19 protein-coding genes and 1 tRNA gene are annotated in these 17,105 nt (G+C 63.3%); 12 read left to right on the top strand and 8 right to left on the bottom strand.

The features are described from left to right. Positions 1 to 237: 237 nt before the first annotated feature. The 4 genes from Q3Y53_RS03260 to Q3Y53_RS03245 all read left to right on the top strand — a co-directional run bounded on the left by Q3Y53_RS03260 (position 238) and on the right by Q3Y53_RS03245 (position 2,339). Positions 238 to 501 (top strand): hypothetical protein, encoded by a 264-nt coding sequence (locus Q3Y53_RS03260; RefSeq protein WP_226425005.1) that lies wholly within the window; start codon positions 238 to 240, stop codon positions 499 to 501. Next, on the top strand, positions 491 to 1,180 hold the full coding sequence (locus tag Q3Y53_RS03255; RefSeq protein WP_303532787.1) for an ABC transporter ATP-binding protein: 690 nt from the start codon (positions 491 to 493) through the stop codon (positions 1,178 to 1,180). The genes Q3Y53_RS03260 and Q3Y53_RS03255 overlap by 11 nt, the downstream gene beginning before the upstream one ends. Positions 1,181 to 1,196: 16 nt before the next feature. Then, a tRNA-Asn gene (locus tag Q3Y53_RS03250) sits at positions 1,197 to 1,268 on the top strand. A gap of 282 nt (positions 1,269 to 1,550) precedes the next feature. Then, positions 1,551 to 2,339, top strand: coding sequence for a response regulator transcription factor (locus Q3Y53_RS03245; protein ID WP_226424462.1), 789 nt, complete (start codon positions 1,551 to 1,553; stop codon positions 2,337 to 2,339). A gap of 8 nt (positions 2,340 to 2,347) precedes the next feature. Here the strand turns inward: Q3Y53_RS03245 and holB are convergent, their stop codons facing one another. From holB to Q3Y53_RS03230, 3 genes are read right to left on the bottom strand one after another with little or no spacing between them, the layout of a single operon-like run. Continuing rightward, complete coding sequence (holB, locus tag Q3Y53_RS03240) at positions 2,348 to 3,301, bottom strand: DNA polymerase III subunit delta' (protein ID WP_303532714.1); 954 nt, start codon at positions 3,299 to 3,301, stop codon at positions 2,348 to 2,350. Then, entirely contained in the window at positions 3,298 to 3,927 is a 630-nt protein-coding gene (tmk, locus tag Q3Y53_RS03235; RefSeq protein ID WP_226424464.1) for a dTMP kinase, read from the bottom strand. Before tmk ends, holB begins: the two co-directional genes overlap by 4 nt. After that, positions 3,924 to 6,236: a cation-translocating P-type ATPase gene (locus Q3Y53_RS03230; RefSeq protein ID WP_303532712.1), complete on the bottom strand. Its 2,313-nt coding sequence runs from the start codon at positions 6,234 to 6,236 to the stop codon at positions 3,924 to 3,926. The genes tmk and Q3Y53_RS03230 overlap by 4 nt, the downstream gene beginning before the upstream one ends. An 85-nt stretch (positions 6,237 to 6,321) precedes the next feature. Between Q3Y53_RS03230 and Q3Y53_RS03225 the strand changes: the two genes are divergently transcribed. Beyond that, a complete protein-coding gene (locus Q3Y53_RS03225) occupies positions 6,322 to 6,843 on the top strand; it encodes a photosystem I assembly protein Ycf3 (RefSeq protein WP_226424466.1) in 522 nt (173 codons plus the stop codon). A 1-nt stretch (position 6,844) separates the two neighbouring features. Here the strand turns inward: Q3Y53_RS03225 and radA are convergent, their stop codons facing one another. Further along, a complete protein-coding gene (gene radA, locus Q3Y53_RS03220; RefSeq protein ID WP_303532710.1) occupies positions 6,845 to 8,242 on the bottom strand; it encodes a DNA repair protein RadA in 1,398 nt (465 codons plus the stop codon). A 90-nt stretch (positions 8,243 to 8,332) separates the two neighbouring features. Here radA and rpaB point away from each other — a divergent pair, with 90 nt between their 5' ends. Genes rpaB through Q3Y53_RS03195 form a run of 5 tightly spaced genes read left to right on the top strand, consistent with a single transcriptional unit; the run spans position 8,333 to position 13,001 of the window. Beyond that, a complete protein-coding gene (rpaB, locus tag Q3Y53_RS03215) occupies positions 8,333 to 9,079 on the top strand; it encodes a response regulator transcription factor RpaB (protein ID WP_226401136.1) in 747 nt (248 codons plus the stop codon). Then, entirely contained in the window at positions 9,060 to 10,379 is a 1,320-nt protein-coding gene (plsX, locus tag Q3Y53_RS03210; RefSeq protein ID WP_226424467.1) for a phosphate acyltransferase PlsX, read from the top strand. The genes rpaB and plsX overlap by 20 nt, the downstream gene beginning before the upstream one ends. A gap of 27 nt (positions 10,380 to 10,406) precedes the next feature. Further along, entirely contained in the window at positions 10,407 to 11,426 is a 1,020-nt protein-coding gene (locus Q3Y53_RS03205; protein ID WP_303532706.1) for a beta-ketoacyl-ACP synthase III, read from the top strand. Between the two features lie 28 nt (positions 11,427 to 11,454). Next, complete coding sequence (gene fabD / locus Q3Y53_RS03200) at positions 11,455 to 12,351, top strand: ACP S-malonyltransferase (RefSeq protein ID WP_226401062.1); 897 nt, start codon at positions 11,455 to 11,457, stop codon at positions 12,349 to 12,351. After that, on the top strand, positions 12,348 to 13,001 hold the full coding sequence (locus Q3Y53_RS03195) for a 1-acyl-sn-glycerol-3-phosphate acyltransferase (protein ID WP_226424470.1): 654 nt from the start codon (positions 12,348 to 12,350) through the stop codon (positions 12,999 to 13,001). The genes fabD and Q3Y53_RS03195 overlap by 4 nt, the downstream gene beginning before the upstream one ends. Here Q3Y53_RS03195 and Q3Y53_RS03190 read toward each other — a convergent pair. Genes Q3Y53_RS03190 through Q3Y53_RS03180 form a run of 3 tightly spaced genes read right to left on the bottom strand, consistent with a single transcriptional unit; the run spans position 12,964 to position 14,410 of the window. Continuing rightward, entirely contained in the window at positions 12,964 to 13,539 is a 576-nt protein-coding gene (locus Q3Y53_RS03190) for a YdcF family protein (RefSeq protein ID WP_303532701.1), read from the bottom strand. The two genes, Q3Y53_RS03195 and Q3Y53_RS03190, sit on opposite strands and share 38 nt — an antisense overlap. Further along, positions 13,539 to 14,162, bottom strand: coding sequence for a tRNA (adenosine(37)-N6)-threonylcarbamoyltransferase complex dimerization subunit type 1 TsaB (gene tsaB / locus Q3Y53_RS03185; protein ID WP_303532699.1), 624 nt, complete (start codon positions 14,160 to 14,162; stop codon positions 13,539 to 13,541). Before tsaB ends, Q3Y53_RS03190 begins: the two co-directional genes overlap by 1 nt. After that, on the bottom strand, positions 14,159 to 14,410 hold the full coding sequence (locus Q3Y53_RS03180; RefSeq protein ID WP_226424473.1) for a Ycf34 family protein: 252 nt from the start codon (positions 14,408 to 14,410) through the stop codon (positions 14,159 to 14,161). Before Q3Y53_RS03180 ends, tsaB begins: the two co-directional genes overlap by 4 nt. Between Q3Y53_RS03180 and Q3Y53_RS03175 the strand changes: the two genes are divergently transcribed. Both Q3Y53_RS03175 and Q3Y53_RS03170 read left to right on the top strand, forming a co-directional pair. Next, complete coding sequence (locus Q3Y53_RS03175; protein ID WP_368506430.1) at positions 14,403 to 15,635, top strand: CCA tRNA nucleotidyltransferase; 1,233 nt, start codon at positions 14,403 to 14,405, stop codon at positions 15,633 to 15,635. The two genes, Q3Y53_RS03180 and Q3Y53_RS03175, sit on opposite strands and share 8 nt — an antisense overlap. A 61-nt stretch (positions 15,636 to 15,696) precedes the next feature. Then, positions 15,697 to 16,128 (top strand): RNA-binding protein, encoded by a 432-nt coding sequence (locus tag Q3Y53_RS03170; protein WP_226401045.1) that lies wholly within the window; start codon positions 15,697 to 15,699, stop codon positions 16,126 to 16,128. 65 nt (positions 16,129 to 16,193) lie between these two features. Here the strand turns inward: Q3Y53_RS03170 and Q3Y53_RS03165 are convergent, their stop codons facing one another. Next, positions 16,194 to 17,102 (bottom strand): phytoene synthase, encoded by a 909-nt coding sequence (locus tag Q3Y53_RS03165; RefSeq protein WP_226401044.1) that lies wholly within the window; start codon positions 17,100 to 17,102, stop codon positions 16,194 to 16,196. Positions 17,103 to 17,105 lie beyond the last annotated feature (3 nt).

Genomic DNA, 17,105 nt, shown 5'->3' with positions numbered 1-17,105 from the left:
GGTCGCGCTTGAGCCAGTCATCGAGGACGTCAAACCATCCCCGCTGTGGCGCGCGTCCTACAGCGATCGTCATGAGAAGTGCTTCATGATCCGTTACACAGCCGAGCCTAGGGGCTGATCACCGAAATGGGGCGGCTCCCCGCACCCATTTCGAGGGGATGAGTAGAAATGCGCATTTTTGGACCGACGGGATGCCGGTCCCTCCGCGAAGATGACGCATCGATTCTTTCCAACGCTGTGTACGTCATCGAACTGGCCCTGCGCATGAGTCCTGTCCCGGTGTCTGTTCAGCGCAAAGAGCATGCAGATGCCGATGCGCTGTATCAGCAGATCCGCCAGGCGCTCGAGAACGGTCAACCGCGGCTGCTGGAACTCACCTGCGAGAAAATGGAAGGCAAGAAAGTGACTCTGCTGGTCAGTGAGGTTCTCGCCGTTCAGCTTTATGAAAAGACTTCGGCGGCGGGTGGCAGCAAGCGTCCCGGCTTCTCCTTTGATTCCTGACACCTCGACCGCCGAACTGAGTGTTGAGGACGTCAGCCACCGCTGGCCGAACGGCCAACAGGTCCTGAATCGATGCAACTTGGTCATCCCTGGCCCAGGCCTATGGATGCTGGTGGGCAGCAATGGAAGCGGTAAAAGCACTCTGTTCCGCTTGATTTCCGGACTTCTAGAACCCCAAAGCGGACGCATCGCCTGCCGCACCAAAACGGCCCTGGTGTTTCAAAACCCAGACCATCAGCTGTTGCTCCCCAGTTGCGGCAGCGATCTGATGCTGGGCATGGCCCCTGAAGAGCCACAGCAGCAACGCCAGAGCACCGTGCGCGACCTGCTGGGCCAGTTCGGCCTCGCCCGCCTGGAGAACCGACCGATTCACAGCCTCAGCGGCGGCCAGAAACAACGCCTGGCCATTGCCGGAGCCCTCGCGAGTGACGCCGGGCTATTGCTGCTCGATGAACCGACCGCCCTGCTCGATCCCACCAGCCAAACCACGGTGCTGACCACCGTTCAACGGCTTTGCAAAGACCCCGTCAAACCAATCACGGCGCTGTGGATCACCCACAGGCTCGAGGAATTGGCATTCGCCGATGGCGCCGCCCGCATGAAAGAGGGTCGGATTGGACCATGGACCCTGGGAACAGAACTGCAAAGGCGCTTGCAGGGCGGCACATTCGAGAGGTAAGGTCTCTTGGTCTCATTCCTCGGTAGCTCAGCGGTAGAGCGGTCGACTGTTAATCGATTGGTCGCAGGTTCGAATCCCGCCCGGGGAGCTTTAAAGCCACAGCTGATGCTGTGGCTTTTTTATTGACGAAAAAAGAAATTTCATGACGGGGGGTTGCCCGAAGCGGAAGACTTCCTAAACAGCCACCGGCGAAAGACAACTGGAAAAAGCTCCAGATCGCTTGCAGGACAAGAGATCTACGGCAACCAAGCCCACGATGGGCTCCTTATCGGAAATCTGCAGACAGTTGAAAAGCTTGAGAGAATCCGTTCAGCGTTAATCCCTACAGACAAGCGCTCTTTATTTCTCAAGCCGAATTGCCGCCGAACTGATGAAGCCTTGCATCCTGCTAATCGAAGATGACCAGGACATGCGCGACCTGGTCAGCGGCCATTTGGAGCACAGCGGCTTCGATGTGCAGCGGGCAGACGATGGCATCAAAGGTCAGGCCCTTGCGCTCCAATACACCCCGGATCTGATCCTGCTCGATCTGATGCTGCCCAAAGTGGACGGCCTCACCCTGTGTCAGCGCCTACGGCGGGATGACCGCACCGCTGGGATTCCCATCCTGATGCTCACAGCTCTCGGCGGCACCAAAGACAAGGTGAGCGGTTTCAATTCCGGTGCCGACGATTACCTGACCAAACCCTTCGACCTGGAGGAGCTTCAGGTGAGAGTCAAGGCCCTGTTGCGTCGCAGTGACAGAGCGCCCGTTGGATCGACTAACCACAACGAAATCCTCAGCTACGGGCCGCTCACCCTTGTGCCCGAGCGCTTTGAAGCCATCTGGTTCGATCAACCCGTGCGGCTCACGCACCTGGAATTCGAACTGCTCCATTGCCTTCTGCAGCGTCACGGTCAGACCGTCGCCCCCTCATTGATCCTCAAAGAGGTGTGGGGCTACGAGCCCGACGACGACATTGAGACCATTCGCGTACACGTCAGGCACCTGCGCACCAAGCTGGAACCCGATCCGCGCAAGCCACGGTTCATCAAAACGGTGTATGGAGCGGGCTATTGCCTCGAGCTGCCCACCAGTGCCCAGATGGATGGCCTTGAGGACGTGGTGGCCATGGCCCGCGAGGAACGCAAGCAACAAGGTGACCGGGCATCCGCCTGATCACCACTTCAGGTGGCCTGTGAGAAGGATGGCGTGAGGTCGAGCAGCGCAACCTCCCAGGCCAATCGAGGCTGAACGAACGAAAGAAGCTGGCCGCGCAGCGTGTCCAAGCGCTTGAGCATGGCGGCGGAACGACCGGAGCGCCAGAGCCGGTGCTGCCACCAGCCGATCAACCACAGCTGCTGCTCACCGTCGAGGGCTTCGCAGAGATCGCGTGCCAACGCCAGAGCCTCCATCGGAGTGGCGGGAAGCGAATCAAAGCGCCGAACCAACCCTTCAGGCAGACCAGCCAAACTGCGTCGATGGTCGATCAGAGCGCCTGGAGACCCAGCGGCCAGGGCCAGAAGTTCGGGGGCATCCTGAGCAGTGGAACCGGTGCGCTCGAGCACCTGAGCCATGGCCTCGGGGTTGAGCCTCAGGAAACGGATCAACTGACACCGGGAGCGAATCGTGCTGAGCAGCCGCTCAGGGGCTGAGGTCAACAAAATGAGCACCCCATGGCCAGGTTCCTCCAGCGTTTTCAGCAGGGCATTGGCCGCCGCTTCCGCCATCGCCTCGGCGGCCTCAATCACGACCATGCCGCGCTTCGCCTCCACCGGCTGCCGGGCCAGACAGCGGCCGATGTCGCGGATCTGCTCCAACCGCAACTGGGGCGGAGTGCGGCGGCTGAGCCCCGCTTCCTCGGCTTCGGCGCGGGTCAGCAAACGGCCCTGATGCTGATAGGTGGGTTCGACCCAAAGCAGGTCGGGGTGATTGCGCTCCAGCAGGCGTCGGCGTTCCCGGGCCGAGGGCTGACCATCGGCCAGCAGTCCCTCCAGAAAACGCACCGCCGCCAACTGGCGTCCCACCCCTTCAGGGCCGGCAAAGAGGTAGGCCGGGGCCACGCGTTCCTGGGCCAGGGCTGCCGAAAGCAGATCAACGGCGAGGGACTGGCCGATCAGATCCTCAAACAGCGCGCTCAAGCCAGATGCTCCTGAAGCTGACGTTCGAGAGCAGCACGAACATCACTGGCTGACTGATCTGCAGCGACGGCACACCAGGAACGCTGCTGAGCCAACTGGGCAAAACCCTGCGCAACCCGCTCCAGGAATGCGGCTCCCTCAGCTTCGATTCGGTCCTCCTTGTCCCCGAGACGGCGCTGCAAGCTTTCTTGAACGGAAAGGCGCAGCCAGAGGGTGAGATCGGGCTGCAGCCCCGTGGTGGCGATCTGTTCGAGACGCTGAATCAAGTCCCGATCCAAACCACGGCCATAGCCTTGATAGGCGAGGGTCGATCCCGCGAAACGATCGCTGATCACCCAATCACCACGCTCCAGAGCAGGACGGATCAACGTTTCAACATGCTGAGCCCGATCGGCGGCATACAGCAGCAGTTCAGCGGTGGGAGCTGGTGCCTCCTGGTCTCCCGTGTGCAGCAGGAGTTCACGGATCGAGCGCCCCAGGGGAGTGCCTCCCGGCTCACGGGTGCAGAGCAGGGCAGCGCCCTTAGGCATCAGACCGCTGTTGGGCAACCACTCGACCAGATGCTGGATCTGCGTGGTCTTGCCGCAGCCATCGATGCCCTCCAGAACAATGAAGCGACCTGTCATGGCAAGCGAAGAGCCAGGGCATTGAGCACCACAGTGATCGAACTCATGGCCATCAGCAGCGCCGCCAGCGGGGGCGACAGCAGCACCCCATGGCTAGGGAGCAGGGCACCTGCGGCCACCGGAAGAACGATGAGGTTGTAACCGAAGGCCCAGAACAGGTTCTGCCGCACCTTCACCAGGGTGCGGCGCGCCAGGCTGAGGGCTTCAGGCAGATTGTCGAGCCGATCGCCGAGCAACACCAGACCAGCAGAGTCTTGAGCGATCTGGGTTCCGGTGCCAATGGCAATCCCAAGATCAGCCGCGGCCAGGGCCGGCGCATCGTTGATGCCGTCACCCACCATCGCCACCCGCTCCTCCTGCCGCAGCTGCTCGAGGCGCTGCAGCTTCTGCTCCGGCAGCATCTGCCAGCCCAGATCCTGGGCAGCAAAGCCCAGCTGCTGACCAAGACGCTGAACGGCAGCCTGCCGATCACCGCTGAACACCGAAAGCGCCAGCCCGTGAGAGCGCAAGCGTTGCAGGGCTGGAGCAACATCCGGGCGCATCTGATCCTCGATCTGAACCAGGCCCACCAGGACATCTCCCACTGCCACCGCCACCACCGAGCCTTCAGCGGCGGCAAGCCAGTCCTCGGCTGCGGGGGCGATGGCAACACCCTGCTCCACCAACCAGTCGGGCTTGCCCACACGCACCCGAGCCGATGCACCGTCCACATGGCCCTCCAGACCCTGACCAGACACGGTGCGAACGTTCTCGCACTCCAGCAGAGCGAGCTCCCGGCCCTGGGCCTCCTGCAAAAGGGCGTAGGCCAAGGGATGTCGGCTGCTTTGCTCCAGGCTGGCCGCAAGCTGCAACAACTGACCCGGGTCATCCCCGTACACATCGGTCACCAGGGGGCGACCCAAGGTGAGGGTGCCGGTCTTGTCGAAGACCACATGCTCCAAACCGGCGGCGGTTTCGATCACATCACCACCACGGAACAGCCAGCCGCGCCGTGCCGCCAGGCCGGTGGCCACCGTAATCACGGTGGGGGTCGCCAGACCGAGGGCACAGGGGCAGGCGACCACCAGCACCGCGATCGACAATTGCAGGGCCAGACCCATCGGGGTGCTGGCTCCACTGCCCAAGCCGACGTGATGCATGCCATGGCCATGGTCCATCCCATGGGGCATGGGCATCCCAGGTGCTGAAGCCTGCAGGACCTCAGGCCAGTGATCAGCACCGAACAACCACCAAAACAAAAATGTGGCGAGGGCCAAGCCGATAACGCCATAGCAGAAGCGGCCTGCCACCCGATCGGCCAGGCCTTGGATGGGGGCCCGACGGGCCTGGGCCTGCTCCACCAGACGAATGATCCGGGCCAGGGCGGTTTCGGCACCGACCCGGGTGACCGTCATCACCAAGGTTGCCTCCAAATTGAGACTGCCGGAGGACAACTCCGTGCCGGGCTCCGCCTGCAAGGGCAAGGGCTCACCGGTAAGGCTGGACACATCAACGGCCGAGGCCCCCTCGAGTACCACCCCATCCACCGGAACGCGGTCACCGGCCAGCAACTGCACGGTTTCGCCGGGCCTGAGAGCGCCGACGCGCACCTCACGAATCGCCCCGTCGGTCAACAGGAGACGCGCGGTGTCCGGCTGGAGCTGGGCCAATTGCTGCAGGGCCTGACCAGTCCGAAAACGGGCCCGTTCCTCCAGGAAACGTCCCAGCAGGACAAACCCCAGCAACATCACCGGTTCATTGAAAAAGCAGGGCCAACCCACCTGGGGCCAGACCAAGGCCACCAGGCTGGCCACATAGGCACTGCTCACCCCCAGACCCACGAGGGAATCCATGCTGGGGGCCCCTGCTCGAGCAGCCGCAACACCACCCATCAGGATCGGACGGCCCGGTCCCAGCAGAGCCACCGTTGCGAGCGTGGCGTGAAAAGGCAGGCTGCCAATCAGGGGAAGCGAGAGGTGACCTGCCTCGCTGAGATGCCCCAGCACCGACAGCAACAGCAGCACCAGGGCCACCATCAGCTGTCGCCATTGCTGCCACCAACCCGGCAGCGCTTGCCCAGCAGCAGCACCGATGGGGTCATCCAAGGCGCGCTCCTTGGCTGGGAAGCCCCTGTCTGCAAGGGCTTTCAGAACACCACCTACATCACTCTCACCGGCGCTGAGATCGAGCCAGGCCGAACGGCTGACCAGATTCACATCGGCGCGCTGCACACCGGGCTGATCCAACAGGGTGGTTTCCACAGCGCGGACGCAACCGCCGCATTTCATCCCTTCCACATCCAGGACGACGGTCTGAACCGCAGGTCTCACAGCTGTTTACGCAACAGGGATCTTTACGAGCAGGCTAGGTCGGGCTCCGCTCCCGTCAGGATGGGGGTCCGTCCGCCGGAGCGCCGTGCCCCGCAGCAACCGAAACGACAACTTCATTGACAAGAGCTTCACGGTGATGGCGGACCTGATCGTCAAGCTGTTGCCGATCAATGCCCGATCCAAGGAGGCCTACGTCTATTACCGCGATGGCCTCTCCGCCCAGAACGATGGTGATTACGCCGAGGCGCTGGAGAACTATGAGGAGGCCCTGAAGCTTGAGGAGAACTCCACAGACCGGAGTGAAACCCTCAAGAACATGGCCATCATCTACATGTCCAACGGCGAGGAGGAGCGGGCCATCGAGACTTACCGCCAGGCTCTCGAGGAAAACCCGAACCAGCCCTCCTGCCTGAAGAACATGGGGCTGATCTACGAGAAGCGGGGCCGCATCGCCGAGGAAGGCGGTGAACAGGACGAAGCGGATCGCTGGTTTGACCAGGCCGCCGACGTCTGGACCCAGGCCGTGCGCCTCAATCCCGGCGGTTATCTCGATATCGAGAACTGGTTGAAGTCAACAGGCCGCAGCAACGTCGACGTCTACTTCTGAATTAGGCCGGATCGGGCTGCACAGCATCACCCAGCGCCAGCACCAAGGCCTCGGTGACGTTATCGGCCTCCAGAAGAGCCAGATCCAAACCCGAGGCGAGATCGCCCAGGCCACTGCCGCGGGGAACGACGGCACGCTGGAACCCCAGCCGGGCCGCTTCCTGGAGCCGAAGCTCCAGCTGACCCACAGGGCGCAACTGCCCACCCAAACCGAGCTCGCCGATCAACACCGTGCCCGCAGGCAGGGTGAGATCTCTGAAGCTGGCCACCACCGCTGCAGCAACTCCCAAATCCGCCGCCGGTTCCTCCACCTCAAGGCCACCGGCAACGGCGAGATAGCAGTCGAAACGGGAGAGCGGCAGTCCCATGTGCTTCTCCAGCACCGCAAGGATCTGGTGCAGACGGTTGGTGCCGATCCCTGTGGCCGTGCGGCGCGGACTGGCATAGCTGGTGACGTTCACCAAGGCCTGCAGATCCACCACCAATGAACGCGTGCCCTCACAGGCCACGATCGTGGCAACACCGGAGGCGCGAGCATCACTGAGGAACAGCTCACTGGGGTTGCCCACCTCGGCCAGGCCACCGCTTTGCATCTCAAACAAGCCCAACTCATGGGTGGCACCGAATCGGTTCTTGACGGCCCGCAATAGGCGATGACTGGCGAAGCGGTCCCCCTCAAAGGTGAGCACCGCATCCACGAGGTGTTCCAACACCTTCGGGCCGGCCAACATGCCTTCCTTGGTGACGTGGCCCACCAAAAGCAGAGAAATGTTCTGACGTTTGGCCAGCCGTTGCAGGGCAGCCGCACATTCACGCACCTGACCGACCGACCCCGGAGCACTGGTGAGGTTGGCGTCATGCAACGCCTGAATGCTGTCGATGATCGCCACAGCAGGGCGCAGTGCCTCCAGCTCCTCCAGCACCAGTTCCAGATCAGTTTCGGCCAGCAACTGCAGCTCCGATGCCCCCCCGGCAAGCCGCTGCCAGCGCAGCTTCACCTGCTGAGCTGATTCCTCAGCACTCACATAGAGCACTGATGCACCGGCCGCCATCGCTGAGGCGCTCTGCAGGAGCAATGTGCTCTTGCCGATGCCCGGATCGCCTCCAACGAGCACCAGCGAACCGGGAACCAGACCACCACCCAGGACGCGGTCAAATTCTGCCGACCCGGTCGCCAGACGCTGCAGCGGCTGATCCTCCAGCGAGGCCATGGCCGTGGACCGTCGCGGGGCAGCGGCCACCTCCAGATCAGGGGCACTGCGGCGGCGGCGGCCATCGTCGGCAGGCTGGGATTGCTCGACCAACGAATTCCAGCTGCCGCACTCCGGGCAACGTCCAAAAAACTGTCGGGCACGGGCTCCACAGACCTGACAAATGAAAACAGCGGTGGATTTGGGCACTGCGAACTGTGAAGAAAGTTGCCGTTGAATGAACGAATCAGGGGGCTGCCCTTTTATTTGTGGCGAGAAGTGACTAACGCCTCGGTGCCCATGACGGCCACGGCTCCCACCAAGGAAACGATCCTCGTGGTCGACGATGAGGCATCGATCCGAAGGATCCTGGAAACCCGTTTATCCATGATCGGGTACAACGTCGTGACTGCCTGCGACGGAACCGAGGCTCTGGAATTGTTCCCCACCTGCATGCCCGACCTGGTGGTGCTGGACGTGATGATGCCAAAGCTGGACGGCTATGGCGTCTGCCAGGAGTTGCGCAAGGAATCCGACGTTCCCATCGTGATGTTGACGGCACTCGGCGACGTGGCCGACCGGATCACCGGGCTTGAGCTCGGCGCCGATGACTATGTGGTGAAGCCCTTTAGCCCGAAGGAGCTGGAAGCCCGCATCCGCTGCGTGCTGCGCCGGGTCGAGAAGGAGCAGGTGGCGGGCATTCCCAACTCCGGCGTCATCCAGGTGAGCGACCTGCGCATCGACACCAACAAACGCCAGGTGTTCCGAGGCGATGAACGCATCCGCCTAACGGGGATGGAATTCAGCCTGTTGGAACTGCTGGTGAGCCGTTCTGGTGAACCGTTCAACCGCGGCGAGATCCTCAAGGAAGTTTGGGGTTACACCCCAGAGCGCCACGTAGACACCCGGGTGGTGGATGTTCATATCTCTCGCCTTCGCTCCAAATTGGAGGATGATCCTGCCAATCCCGAGTTGATCCTCACGGCTCGGGGCACCGGCTACCTGTTCCAGCGCATCGTCGATTCCGTTGCCTCCGAAGGTTCCTGATCCCACCCCGGCCCCTCAGCCGCGGCAAAAGACCAACCGTCCTCGGGCGATCCGTCGCCTGGTGATTTGGTATCGGCGCAACGCCGCCGTCACAACCATCGTCGATGGCGCTGCCAGCTCCGCAACGGCAGCGGGTTCGATGGCGGGCAACGTGGCGGGAACCGTTGTCTCCGGAGCCGGCACGGTGGCCAGCAGCGTGCTCCAACCGCTTGTGTTCGATCCCCTGCGCTGGCTGCAGGGGGGAACCGATACCGATGAGATCAACGATGCAGAGCGTCTCTGGGTGGCCGTCGATGGCATGGGCGGTGACCACGCACCGGGGCCCATCCTGGAGGGATGCCTGGACGCCATTGACCGGCTGCCTCTGAAGATCCGCTTCGTGGGGGAAATCGAACGGGTGATGGCCGCCGCCAACAGCCTTGGCCTGCGCGAAGCCTTGGAGAGTGCGCGTGCAGCAGGACACCTGGACCTGGTGGCCAGTGGCCCCTCCATCGGCATGGATGACGAGGCCACGGCGGTGCGGCGCAAACGGGACGCCAGCATCAATGTGGCCATGGACCTCGTGAAGAGAGGCGAGGCCCTGGCGGTGTACTCCGCCGGCAATTCAGGTGCGGTGATGGCATCGGCGATTTTTCGGCTGGGACGGCTGAAGGGCATCGACCGACCCGCCATCGGTGCCCTATTCCCCACCAAGGATCCAGGCCAACCGGTGTTGGTGCTCGATGTGGGCGCCAACATGGACTGCAAACCCACTTATTTGCACCAGTTCGCCCTGCTGGGGAACATCTACAGCCGGGATGTACTGCAGGTGAAACGCCCACGCATCGGGCTGCTGAACATTGGCGAGGAGGAGTGCAAGGGGAACGAGCTCTCCCTGAAGACCCACGAATTGCTGCGGGACGAATCCAGGCTCCACTTCGCCGGCAACTGCGAAGGCCGTGATGTGCTGTCGGGCGAGTTCGATGTGGTGGTCTGCGATGGATTCACCGGCAATGTGCTGCTGAAGTTCCTGGAGTCCGTCGGCAGTGTTCTGCTGGGGGTGCTGCGGGCGGAGTTGCCCCGAGGGCGCCGCGGCAAGGTGGGATCAGCGTTTCTGCGCAGCAACCTGAAACGCATCAAGAAGCGGCTCGACCATGCCGAGCACGGTGGTGCTCTGTTGCTTGGCGTTAACGGCATTTCCGTGATCGGCCACGGCAGCAGCAAGGCCCTCTCAGTGGTCAGTGCCCTGCGCATTGCCCACTCCGCAGCAAGCCATGGGGTGATGGAGGATCTCGCCACGCTGCAACAGGGTTGTGATTGACTGACGCGACGTCAATCAACCTCCGCCTTGGTCGAGCCGCTCAGCACAACCAGGGGGGTGTTGTTCCGAGGGTCTGGCAGCGCGACGCCAAGCCGTTCCATCAGCAACGCTGAGCTTGGCCAGCGGGTTGAGACGAGTGATGAATGGATCCGCAGTCGCACCGGGATTGCTGCACGACGGGTGGTCAACAGCGACGAATCCCTTGCAGAACTAAGCGGACTAGCGGCGGAACGGGCCCTGGAGATGGCCGGTTGGTCGGCCGACAGCATCGATCTGATCCTGTTGGCCACCTCCACCCCAGACGACCTGTTCGGTTCAGCGCCACGCCTGCAGGCTCGCCTCGGCGCCACCAATGCCGCGGCCTTCGATCTCACCGCTGCTTGCAGCGGCTTCCTCTTCGCCGTTGTCACAGCCGCCCAGTACCTGCGCAGTGGGGCGATGCGCCGCATCCTCGTGGTGGGGGCCGATCAACTCAGCCGCTGGGTGAACTGGGACGATCGACGCTCGTGTGTTCTTTTCGGTGATGCGGCCGGTGCTGTGGTGCTGGAGGCTTCAGAGAACGGCCAGGACGATCTCGATGGATTCCTGTTGCGTTCCGATGGCAGCCGCGGTGAGGTTCTCCAGCTCCCCCAGGTAAGCCGGCGCCAGCCCCTGGTGGGGGACGCCAGCCATCAGTGCGGCGGCTTCGATCCCATTCAGATGAATGGGCAGGAGGTCTACAAATTCGCTGTGCGCGAGGTGCCAGCGATTCTCGAAAAGCTGCTTGAGCAGGGTGCTGTCGCCGCAGATTCCCTGGATTGGCTGCTGCTGCATCAGGCCAACCAACGCATCCTTGATGCAGTGGCGGATCGCTTCTCGGTGCCCTCCGAAAAAGTCCTCAGCAACCTGGCCCACTACGGCAACACCTCGGCAGCCACCATCCCCCTAATGCTGGATGAAGCCGTGCGCGATGGACGCGTCCAACCCGGCCACCGCATCGCCAGCAGTGGATTCGGTGCGGGATTGAGCTGGGGGGCAGCCCTCTTCCGTTGGAGCGGGCCCGCCTAATCTCCGGCACGGTCTGCAGAACACAGCAATGGCGATCGCCTGGGTCTTTCCCGGTCAGGGCTCTCAAAAGGTGGGCATGGCAGAAGCGCTGCTCAGCATCGATGGCAGCCGCGAGCGTTTCGCCATGGCCTCCGAGCTGCTGGGGCGCGACCTGCTGGCGATCTGCCAGGGGGAAAGCGGTGGTGGTGATGGACCCGATGACCTCAACGACACGCGCAACACCCAGCCCGCCCTGTTCGTGATCGAATCGGTGCTGGCCGACAACCTTCAGCAGCAAGGCCGCGAGCCTGCGCTGGTGGCCGGGCACAGCCTGGGCGAACTCGTTGCTTTGTACAGCGCAGGGGTGTTTGGGCTGGAGACCGGTCTGCAGCTGATGAAAACCCGCTCAGAACTGATGGCGAACGCTGGGGGCGGCGCCATGACGGCTGTGATCGGCTTCGATCGCACTCAGCTGGACGACCTGGTGGCCTCCACGGACGGCGTCAGCATCGCCAATGACAACAGTGATGCCCAGGTGGTGATCTCCGGAGCTCCAGAGGCCGTGCAGAGCGTGAGTGAGGCTCTGAAATGCAAGCGCGCCATCCCTCTTGCCGTCTCCGGAGCCTTCCACTCCCCGTTCATGGCGGAAGCGGCTGAACGCTTCGCCGCCGAGCTGGACAACGTGCCCTTCCTCGATGCCCGCGTGCCATTGCTCAGCAACAGCGCCGCGAGCGCCAGCACCAGCGCGGACGAGCTCAAACTGCGCCTTAAGCAGCAGATGACCACCGGCGTGCGCTGGCGCGAGACCATGACGGCGATGACCGACAGCGGCGTGGACACCCTGGTGGAAATCGGTCCCGGCAACGTCCTCAGTGGCTTGGCGAAACGCAGCATGAGCGGTGTCACCACCGCCCAGATCTCCGGGGCGGGGGACCTCGGACAGTGAGTCACTCCAGCCTCGTCCGCACCCCCAAACCGAGCTTCACCTACCGGCTGGTCAGCAACCTTCTGGTGTTCCCGGTCTTCCGCTTTCTGTTCCGTGGATCGACCGCCGGCAACAACAGAGTGCCCATGCAAGGGCCCCTCGTGGTGGTGGCCAACCATGGGTCGCACCTGGACCCACCCTTGCTGGGCCATGCCCTGGGGCGCCCCGTGGCCTTCATGGCAAAGGCGGAACTGTTCAACATCCCACTGCTGGGACGCGTGATCCGGGCCTGTGGTGCTTACCCCGTGCGGCGGGGTGCCAGCGACCGCGAAGCGATCCGCACCGCAACGGCGCGTCTGGAAGAGGGCTGGGCCACCGGCGTGTTTCTGGACGGCACCCGCCAAAGCGACGGCCGGATCAACAACCCACTCCCCGGAGCGGCCCTGCTGGCGGCTCGCACGGGAGCCCCGCTGCTGCCTGTGGCCATCTGCAACAGCCACCGCGCTTTGGGCACTGGGCGAAGCTGGCCGCGCCTGGTGCCGATTCAGCTGCGGATCGGCGACCCCATCCCAGCCCCGGCCAGTCGCCGCAGGCCCGATCTGGATGCCACCACCGCCCTGCTGCAGGAACGGATCAACGCCCTGCTGGATCAGGGTCCGCAGCATCCCTGAGGTCGCGACCGGTCATCACCCACGCCACCGCACGAACCCAATCACTCCATTGCTTGAGACGCCCCTCGCGGGTGCAGTCCTCACGGCAGGCCACGGGGACGCCGGTGAGCTGAATTCCACGGCTGCCCGCCACCACCTGGCCCACCGCCATGGAGCGGGGCAGATGGTCTTCGCTGGTCACTAGCAGCACGTGGCGAATGCCGTCCGCCTGCAGCTCATCCACCACTGACGTGAAGTTGCTGAGGGTGTCACGGGCCCGGTAATCCAAGGTGACGCGTTCGGGATTGAAGCGCTCCTCACTCAGCATCCATTCGGCGTACTCAGGGTTGCTGCCACCGCTCACCAGCAGGGGTAGATCGAGTTGACGCGCCAACCGGGCACCCATTCGTTCCCGGTCCACATCCCCCCCGAGCACCAGCACCAGCTGCGGCGGGCTGCGATCCAATAGAGCCCGCCGATAGGGCGACAGCGGTCCGGGCCCCAACAGCCAGGCCATCAGACCAGCACCCAGCAGAAGCCCTGTACGCACGCCCGCCATCAGACCTGTCCGACAGGGGAGGTGGGGTAGATCGGCAAAACCTCAGCCCAGGGCATCACTGCCCCGGCAGCATGGCTGCGCTGCAACAGCTGCAGCAACCGCACCACATCAGCTGCCACATCCAGTTGCGCCTCAACGGCGGGCTGGGGAGATGCCCCCTGCGACAGCAGGGTTGGCAGGCTGAGTTCGTGAACCTGCCCAGAGGTGATGCGGTACTCACCACCCACCACCCCCCGCCGGGGCAACTCCTGGGTGATCCAGAACGGTTCCCCTTGGATGGATTGGGGCAGTTGCCGCTCCAATCGTGGCGCCATCAGGGCATAACTGCTCACCCCCAGCAGGGGGCAATCCAACTGTTGCGCCAGGGTGCGGGCCATCACCACAGTGAGGCGGGTGCCGGTGAAGCCGCCGGGTCCCGTCGCTACAGCAAGGCCCTGCAACTGGGGCCAACGCTCAGGCGGGAGGAGCGACTGAACCCGCGAAATCAACCTGTTGGAAAGGCCCCGGCCATCCGGATGGACCTGCACCAGGGGTTCTGCCCCAGGCTGCTGGGGATCCAGCAGCGCCATGCCGAAGCAGTCAGAACAACTGTGCAAGGCCAGCAGGAGTGGCAGGGCGGTCATCGGGGCAGCTCCTGTCCAGGACGGCAACGCTGCCACCGTCCTGGATCCGCCTTAAAGCTGGAGCAGGAACGCACATCCCACTCAATACCGGCCTGGCCATCGGGGAGATCCATCACCGAGACATGAATGCGAGGCCCATCTGGCTCAAAATCCGGTGTCTCCGCCAAATGCGGAACACCATGCTGACGCTCAACTGCGTGATAGGCCTGACAACGGTCGACCCAGCTGCAATCCACGCAGATGCACATGCCTCCCAAGGCCGTTCACTCCCCCATTCTGATGGCCGAAGGCTCCGGCGACGCATTGCTTGACCAGCTGCAAACGCGACTGGCGCCAGCCCAGTGGCCTCTCCCCCTGGCACGGCTTCCCGAGGGCACAGCGCTGGTGGGTGGGGCCGTGCGGGATGGCTTGCTGGACCGTCTCCAGGAGCAGCCGGATCTTGACCTTGTTGTCCCGTCGGATGCCATCGCTCTGACCCAGGCCCTGGCCCAAGAGCTCCAAGGCACCTGTGTGGTGCTCGATGCGGAACGGAGCATTGCTCGGCTGGTGATTGGAGGCTGGACGGTCGACATCGCCCGACAGGACGGTGACCGCATCGAAGACGACCTTTGGCGGCGCGACTACCGACTCAATGCCATCGCCGTGTCGCTCCAGCCCTGGGGAGAGCTGTGGGACCCCACAGGGGGACTGAGCGATCTCCAGCAGGGGTACCTAACGGCCGTCTCGGAAGCCAACCTCACCGATGACCCTCTACGGCTGCTGCGGGGATTGCGGCTGATGGCGGAAATCCCGCTCACCATCTCCAGCCAGACCATGGGCTGGATCGAGCGCCACGCCGCACGGCTTCCGGAAGCGGCACCGGAGCGAATCCTGGCGGAGCTGCAGCGCCTGGTGAGGGGCGACCACGCCGACGTGGCGATCGCAGCCCTAACAAGCCTGCCGTTGCTGCACCCCTGGGCGGCCGGAGGGCAACCTCCCACGCCCAGCGACATCGAAGGCCTCAGCAAAGAGGAAGCCGCTGCGGCTGTGCCCTTGGCGCGCCTGACGGCCCTGGTCAGCGATGAGGGCCTCAGCCAACTCCGAGCCAGTCGCGCCCTGCGCCAGCGCTGCAAACGGCTGCGGCTCTGGCAGGAACGCATCGGTCAGGCACCGGAGTCGCTACCCGAAAGCGATCGACTGCAATTGCACGAGGAACTGGAAGGGGATCTCCCCGCCCTGGCCCTGCAAATGCCCATGCCCGAGAAAAAGATCTGGCTGCGGCGATGGAGGGACGCTGAGGACCCTCTGTTTCACCCCAGAAGCCCGATCGACGGCAACGACCTGCTCACGGCCCTGGAGGTCGAACCCGGGCCCCGTCTCGGACGCCTGCTGCATCATCTGAAGCTTGAACATGCTTTTGGGCGCATCCAAACTCCCAGCGAGGCGCTGAAGGAGGCCAAACATTTCTTGACCCGTGAAAGCGAGGCTCTGTGATTAACTTTGCAGGTGTCAATGATGACGGTCAGACACCGACAGATCGCATTTTCTTTCCTTCATGAGCATCCGCCTGTACATCGGCAACCTGCCGCAGACCTTTGAAGAACAGGAGCTGGTGGCTCTGCTCAAGTCGGTGGGAGAAGGGATCCGGTTCAAGACAGTTCTCGACCGTGAAACCGGTGCATGTCGCGGATTTGGCTTCGCCAACGTGGACGATCCGAAACTGGCCGATGCCGTGATCGAAGCGCTGAACGGCAAGGAGTTCGGTGGCAGCGCTCTGCGGGTCGAGCGCTCCGAACGTCGCGACAACAATGCTGGTGGCAACCGTCGCGGAGCCCCCAATGCAGCCGGCCAGCCTCAAGTGGCTCGCAAGGCCGTGAACAAGGTTGTTCACAGCGATGCGAAGAGCGAGGGCGCTCCAGACCCCCGCTGGGCTGGCGAACTCTCCAAGCTCAAGGATCTCCTGGGCAACCAGAAGACGGCGGTCTGATCCGTCGCTGATCTGATTGAAGGAAACAGCTGATCAACCCCTGCCGGTATGACCGGCAGGGGTTTTTAGCGCGACTGAGCCAACAGGAACGAACGGGGCAGATCAAGCAGCTTGTTGACCTTGGCCACGTAGGCACGGTGATTGAACACGTCGTAATCGACGCGCTCAATTTCATCCAGGATTCCCCGGTACAGCCGCAAGGACGTCCACACCGGCCAGCGGGCATCAGCGGACAGCCAACGCACTCCGGCTTCGGAGCGAGCGAACCAATCGCGAGCCCGCTCCAGCTGGAATCGCATCAATGCACGCCAGGAGTTGTTGAGGGTTCCAGCCATCAGCTCCTCCTCGGAATAGCCGAAACGCTCGAGATCTTCCTGCGGCAAATAGATGCGACCACGGCCACGGTCTTCCCCCACATCCCGGAGGATGTTGGTGAGCTGGTTGGCAATCCCAAGGGCGACGGCAGCATCAGAGGTGTCGGGACAGTCGCTCCAGGGGGCTGAGGTGTAGGCCTGATCGACACCCATCACCCCCTGGGTCATCAGGCCAACGGTGCCTGCAACGCGATAGCAGTAGAGCTTGAGGTCTTCGAAGCGCGGATAGCGGGTCCAGGTGAGGTCCATCCGCTGCCCCTCAATCATGTCGAGATAGGGCTGGATACCCTGGGGAAAACGCTCCAGGGTGTCCACCATCACCGCATCCAAGTCGTCCTCCATCCGGCCAGCGAACAGGGCTCGGGTCTTCTCTTCCCAGCGATCCAGCCGCTCGGCAAGCTCCTCCACCGGACGCGCCTGGGCCTCCGGGCTGTCCATCAACTCATCCGTGCGCCGGCACCAGACATAGATCGCCCAGATGGCACGCCGCTTCTCCGGAGGCAGAAGCAACGTACCGATATAGAACGTCTTGGCCCACTCGGCGGTCTCCCGACGGCAGGCCTCGAAGGCAGCGTCGAGATCCGGGGAGGCGAGGGGCATGGC

It is taken from the genome of Synechococcus sp. YX-04-1 (genome assembly GCF_030546365.1).
GTDB lineage: Bacteria > Cyanobacteriota > Cyanobacteriia > PCC-6307 > Cyanobiaceae > Parasynechococcus.
The sequence above is the reverse complement of the archived record's forward strand: the minus strand, read 5'-3'. Positions and strand labels throughout refer to the sequence as shown.